Here is a 5,090-nt window from a genome sequence, read left to right as displayed (position 1 = left end):
GACCAGCAACGCGGTCGCCGCCAGCCGATAATCGCTGTCGCCGAATGCGCGGTCCTGGGCTTGGGGAGCCACAATGTCGGCGATGAATTGGCGCAAGCCGTCGAGCATGAAGTCCTACCGAAATCGATGACGCCGCGGGGGCGCGGCGTCTACCAGCCTTATATGAGCGGGAAACTCAACCGGCGCAACGTGTGTCAGCTCCGGGCGCGGCATTACGTTTCGGCAATCTAGAGGGCTGTGATTTTGGCGTAGAGCAAGCCAAGTCCTCAGATGTCGTCCCGGCGAAGGCCGGGACCCATAACCACAGGCTGTGGTTTGGCGAAGACTTTGGCGACGACCAGCCTGCCCACTTCAGAAATCACGCGGTATGGGTCCCGGCCTTCGCCGGGACGACACCAACTCACGGTATCTCGTACACCACCATCTTGTCGGCGATGCCGCGCAATGCGGCCTGCTTCTGGATCGGCTTGATCGCGCGCTGCTCCAGCACTTCCGCCACGGCCGGCGCATCCAGCACTGGCCCCGTGATGTGGATCTCCTGTGCGGTCGACAGGCTCTGCACGCGCGCGGCGATGTTGACGGTCTGGCCGAAATAATCCTGACGCTCGTTGAGCATCACCGCGAGGCACGGCCCCTCATGGATGCCGATCTTGACGATGAGATCGGCGGTGCCGCGCTGCTTGTTGAGCTCGTCCATCGCCGCGCGCATCCGCAGGCCCGCGACGATCGCGTGCTCGGGACGGATGAAGGTCGCCATCACGGCATCGCCGATGGTCTTCACCACTGCGCCCTTCTCGGAGGAGATGATCTCGAGCAGCGCATGGAAATGCGCGCGCACGAGATCGAAGGCGGCGAGATCACCGACTCGCTCGTAGAGCGCGGTCGATCCCTTCAGATCCGTGAACAGGAATGTCAGGGACGTGATCTGGAGCCGCTGGTCGACACTGAGATTGTCCGCCTTGAACACATCGCGGAACGTCTGGTTCGACAGCATCCGCTTGGCGGTGAGGAACGGCTTGCGCTTGCCGATGAGGTGATGAAGCGCCTCGGCCGCGATGAAGACCGACGGCAGCACACGCACGCCGGCCTGGTTCTCCAGCGACAGCCGCAGCGGGCCCGGCCGCATGGTCGTGGTGCCCGTTGGCGCCTGCACCCTGTTGTACATGATCGCGAACTGCTGGCGATCCTTGGTCGGCTCGCCCTGCACGTCGATGAAATGAGCGGAGTGCGTCACCGGCTCGAAGATGATGATGAAGTCGTTCGGCAGCTGCAGCGACATGGTCGCCTTCTCGCCGGCCGGCAGCTCCATCGTATCCAGCGTCACCTCGTTGGCCAGCGTCGCAAACGATTCCTTGTTGAAGTCGACGCCGGAGCTCCAGAACACCTGCTTGAAGTACTCCCACACCGGAAGCGTATCAGGGTCGTGCGCCGCGATGCGCCGGACGCGTGGATTCACGGTGAAGGAAACCTCGACCTGGTCGTCCACGGAGGCCTTGTAGCCGCAGGCACAGAGTGCACAGTGGTAATCGTCCGGCTTGAGCGCCTTCAGCGTCGCGTGAGCACCGAGCACGCCACCGCAGCCCGGACACAGCACGTTCCAGCCGAGATCGAACAGCCCGAGCCGCGCCGCGTGCAGGAAGGCGGAGATCGCGCGCTCTTCGTCGACACCATGCTGCCTGGCGAAATCGAGGACATTGACGCGGTTGAGCTCATGATCCTCGCCGTCCTCGATGAGGCGCGCAATTTCATCGACCGCCTTCGGATCGGCGGTCTGCTTCAGAACGGAAAACTGGGCCTGGATGTCGCTCATGGCGTAACTCTATCTAGGGTCGATCACGCCATTGGCCAGGCGATTGCCTGTCACCGACGCGTGATGCGGAACATGGGTGAACGGTCCGGCTGGGTCGTGACGACGCCATGCGGGATCACGGGAGCCGTATCGACCAGCTCGACGCGGAACGCACCGATCAGCCGGGCCAGCGCCAGCACGGATTCGGCTTGCGCAAACGGCGCGCCGACGCACACGCGCGGACCCGCGCCAAACGGCAAATAAGCGAAACGGTCGGGTGCTTCAGTCGACATGAAGCGCTTTGGAACGAACGCGTCCGGCTGATCCCACAGCTTTTCGTGCCGGTGCAGCAGCCAGGGCGCGATCATGATGATGTCGCCCCTGCCGATCTCCATTCCGGCCACACTGTCCTTCTCGCGCGCGGCACGCGCGATGAGGAAGGCGGGCGGATAGAGCCGCATGGTTTCCTCGATCACCGCGCGGGTGAATTTCTGGCGATCGATGTCGGCCATGCTGTCGAGATGTTCGCCGCGAGTCTCGGACGCCACCTCCTCCTGCGTATCAGGATCGAGCGCGAGCAGATAGAGCGCCCAGAACAGCGCGGTCGCCGTGGTTTCGTGACCGGCGAGAATCATGGTCGCGACTTCGTCGATGAGCTGCGCGTCGGAAAAGCCCTTGCCCGTTTCAGGATCGCGCGCCTCGTCCATGAGGTCGAACAGGTCGCGCGGCGGCGCGCCGTCCTTTTTCCCGGCGGCGCGCCGCTCGGCGATCAGCATCGCGACGAATTCGGTCCAGCGCTTGCGGAATCGGGCGCGGGCAAAATCCATCGGGCTCGGCCAGGACACCGGCAGCAGCATGTCGAGGAAATAGGGCCGTCCCAGCCGCTCGCCATATTCCATGACGAAGTTGCGCAAGGTGGGGCCATGCCGGTCCATGCCGAACGAGAACATCGTGCGCCCGGCGATCTCGAGCGTCATGCGCTGCATGGCCTCGCGCAGATCAACGGTCTCGCCGTTGCGCGCATCCAGCTTCGCGATGGTCTCGTCGAGCACCGCCGTCATGTGCGGAACGAGATTTGCGGTGGCGCGCGGCGTGAAGGCCGGCGCGAGCGTGCGGCGCTGAAACGTCCAGGCATGACCTTCCGCAATCAGAAGGCCTTCGCCGAGCACGGGACGCAGCATGCGGATGCCGGCCGGCGTGCGCGTGTAGTTCTCGTAATTGCTGAGCAGGACATGCCGGATCGCGTCCGGACGGTTCAGGATGAAGCTCTTATGGAGGAAGAAGCGGCCCTCGAGAACGTCCTCCTCATAGGCGCGCTGCCCCCAGGTTGCGATCATGTTCTGCCTGATCACCGCGACCCGGCCGAAGAACGACATGTCGTCCGGCGCACGCGGCGGCGTCGGAGGGACGATGGGCCGACGCACGCCGGCGATATTCATGGCTCTCTCCCGCAGATGTGACGCAGGCAAATAGCTAGTAAGTCAGCTCGGCGACCGCAATCCTGTTCTCGGAGGCAGGCCAGAGGCGTGCCACAATCCGTTCTTCGCCGAACTGGGCCACGATGTTACGCCCGATCTCGCTGGCCGGAAGCCGCAATGTTGCTGCCGAATCCGTGGGTACGCCCGGCTTGACGTCGGCCGGCTCCTTGCCGTCGAGCAGAACGACATCCCGCGGCAAGCCGAAATAGCCGCGCGGACGTGACATGATCACGACAGCGCCGGCGTCCTTGTCCGCCGGCCCGAGCGGACGCGCGGCGCGCAGGTGGACGACGTCGGACGAGCGCGGAAAGGGCGAGCGATAGAAGTGCGTGGTCGGCGCATCCGGCGACGCGAGGGCGAATTCGAGCGACCAGGAGGATTCGACCTGCGCCGGCCCCCAGCGGCCATCGGCGCCGGTCTTCGAGCTGTGCACCGCATTGCCCTTGCGCTCACCGGTATCAGGATCGACGCGGAAGATATCGACGGTTGCGCCCGCCACTGGGCGATTGGTCGGCACGCCGCCCGGCGTTCCCGTGACGAGGCCACTCAGCCTGACGCTCGGTTCCGGCACAATCGCGATGCGCGCGGGCTCGCGGCCGGCGATGAACTTGTAGATCTCGCGGAAGGCGCGCGGGTGAAACGCCACCTCGCGATGATCGAGCGCTCCGAGCACGAGGTTGGTAGCCCCCTGCAGCTCCGGCCCCTCGGTGGTGACACCGGTCGGCGTGCCGGGCTTGCCGATGAAGCGGCCGTCGGCTTGCGCGTATTTGTCCATGCCATCGCTGCGCAAGGTGAGGAAAGCCGTGCCCGGCGTCACCTCGCTCTCGCCCCCGTTCAGCCCGCGCAGGAACGCGCCGCGGCCGTTGAACTCGCTGTTGGGCTGGTCGTCGGTCGCGAACACGCCGTGATTGGGCGTGCCGCACAGGACGGCGTGGCTGACGTCGGCCGCACCGCCGTTCCTGATGACATTGCGGATCGCATAGCCTCCGCGCGAGCTGCCGACCAGCGCCACGCGAGGTGCGCCGGTGCGGCGCTTCAGCTCGGCGATGGCGGCAGTGAGCTCGCGGCGCTGGTCCTCGGTCGAGGAGCGATTGGCCTGTTCGACCTTGTCGTCGTTCCGCGCCAGGGGATCGGTGAAGTTGATCGCCAGCATGCGATCGCGCGCAACGCCATTGGATTCCATCCGCCACATCGTGGTCATCCAGAGCGCGCCGTAATCGCCATTGCCGTGGACGAACAGGATCGGCGGCACTTCGGCGCCCTGCGCCGCGGGCGCAGTTTGAGCGAAAGCGTCCATCCGGATGCTCGCAAGCGCAAAAGACAACGTGCCGGCACCCTGCAAGATCGTCCGTCGCGACAGCTTCATCTGTTCCTCCCCGGCAAAACCGCCTCTTTGCACCGCTTATAGCGTCCTAAACACTGGACAGCGAAGGACTTTCGCGGGCATCACTGAATTTGCCGGAATCACCAGGACCACTTCTGCCAGCCCTTTTGGAAGGGGATATGACCGAGCAGCCGAACCGTCAGAAAATCGCGGCCGACGGCATCGCCGCGCCGCTGCGGTACACCGTTTTCCGCCGCATCTGGCTCGCCAGCCTGCTCTCCAATCTCGGCCTGCTGATCCAGGGCGTGGGCGCCGCCTGGGCGATGACGCAGATGGCGGCCTCGGCCGACAAGGTGGCGCTGGTGCAGACCGCGCTGATGCTGCCGATCATGCTGATTTCGATGCCGGCCGGCGCCATCGCCGACATGTATGACCGCCGCATCGTCACCCTGGTCTCGCTCATGATCGCGCTGACCGGCGCGACTGCGCTCACGATCCT

Annotated in this window: 4 protein-coding genes and 1 pseudogene; 1 reads left to right on the top strand and 4 read right to left on the bottom strand. The window is 65.0% G+C overall.

Annotated features, from left to right (window positions below; all coding sequences use genetic code 11):
* From AC1D00_RS25990 to AC1D00_RS25975, 4 genes and pseudogenes are all read right to left on the bottom strand, one after another.
* Nucleotides 1-108 (bottom strand): annotated as a pseudogene (locus AC1D00_RS25990) (tellurite resistance TerB family protein); the annotation flags it as partial.
* 292 nt (nt 109-400) lie between these two features.
* Nucleotides 401-1,810, bottom strand: a complete 1,410-nt coding sequence (locus AC1D00_RS25985) for an adenylate/guanylate cyclase domain-containing protein (protein WP_135178576.1) — start codon at nt 1,808-1,810, stop codon at nt 401-403.
* 50 nt (nt 1,811-1,860) lie between these two features.
* Complete coding sequence (locus AC1D00_RS25980; RefSeq protein WP_477012614.1) at nt 1,861-3,228, bottom strand: cytochrome P450; 1,368 nt, start codon at nt 3,226-3,228, stop codon at nt 1,861-1,863.
* 34 nt (nt 3,229-3,262) lie between these two features.
* A complete protein-coding gene (locus tag AC1D00_RS25975; protein ID WP_477012613.1) occupies nt 3,263-4,633 on the bottom strand; it encodes a hydrolase in 1,371 nt (456 codons plus the stop codon).
* 137 nt (nt 4,634-4,770) lie between these two features.
* Here AC1D00_RS25975 and AC1D00_RS25970 point away from each other — a divergent pair.
* On the top strand, nt 4,771-5,090 hold a 320-nt coding region (locus AC1D00_RS25970), incomplete at its 3' end, for an MFS transporter (protein ID WP_477012612.1).

It is taken from the genome of Bradyrhizobium sp. P2_E8 (assembly GCF_056403875.1).
The sequence above is the reverse complement of the archived record's forward strand: the minus strand, read 5'-3'. Positions and strand labels throughout refer to the sequence as shown.

Coding starts and splice junctions, on each gene's coding strand:
- AC1D00_RS25985 (WP_135178576.1), bottom strand. CDS start 1,810: ATGAGCGACATCCAGGCCCAGTTTTCCGTTCTGAAGCAGACCGCCGAT.
- AC1D00_RS25980 (WP_477012614.1), bottom strand. CDS start 3,228: ATGAATATCGCCGGCGTGCGTCGGCCCATCGTCCCTCCGACGCCGCCG.
- AC1D00_RS25975 (WP_477012613.1), bottom strand. CDS start 4,633: ATGAAGCTGTCGCGACGGACGATCTTGCAGGGTGCCGGCACGTTGTCT.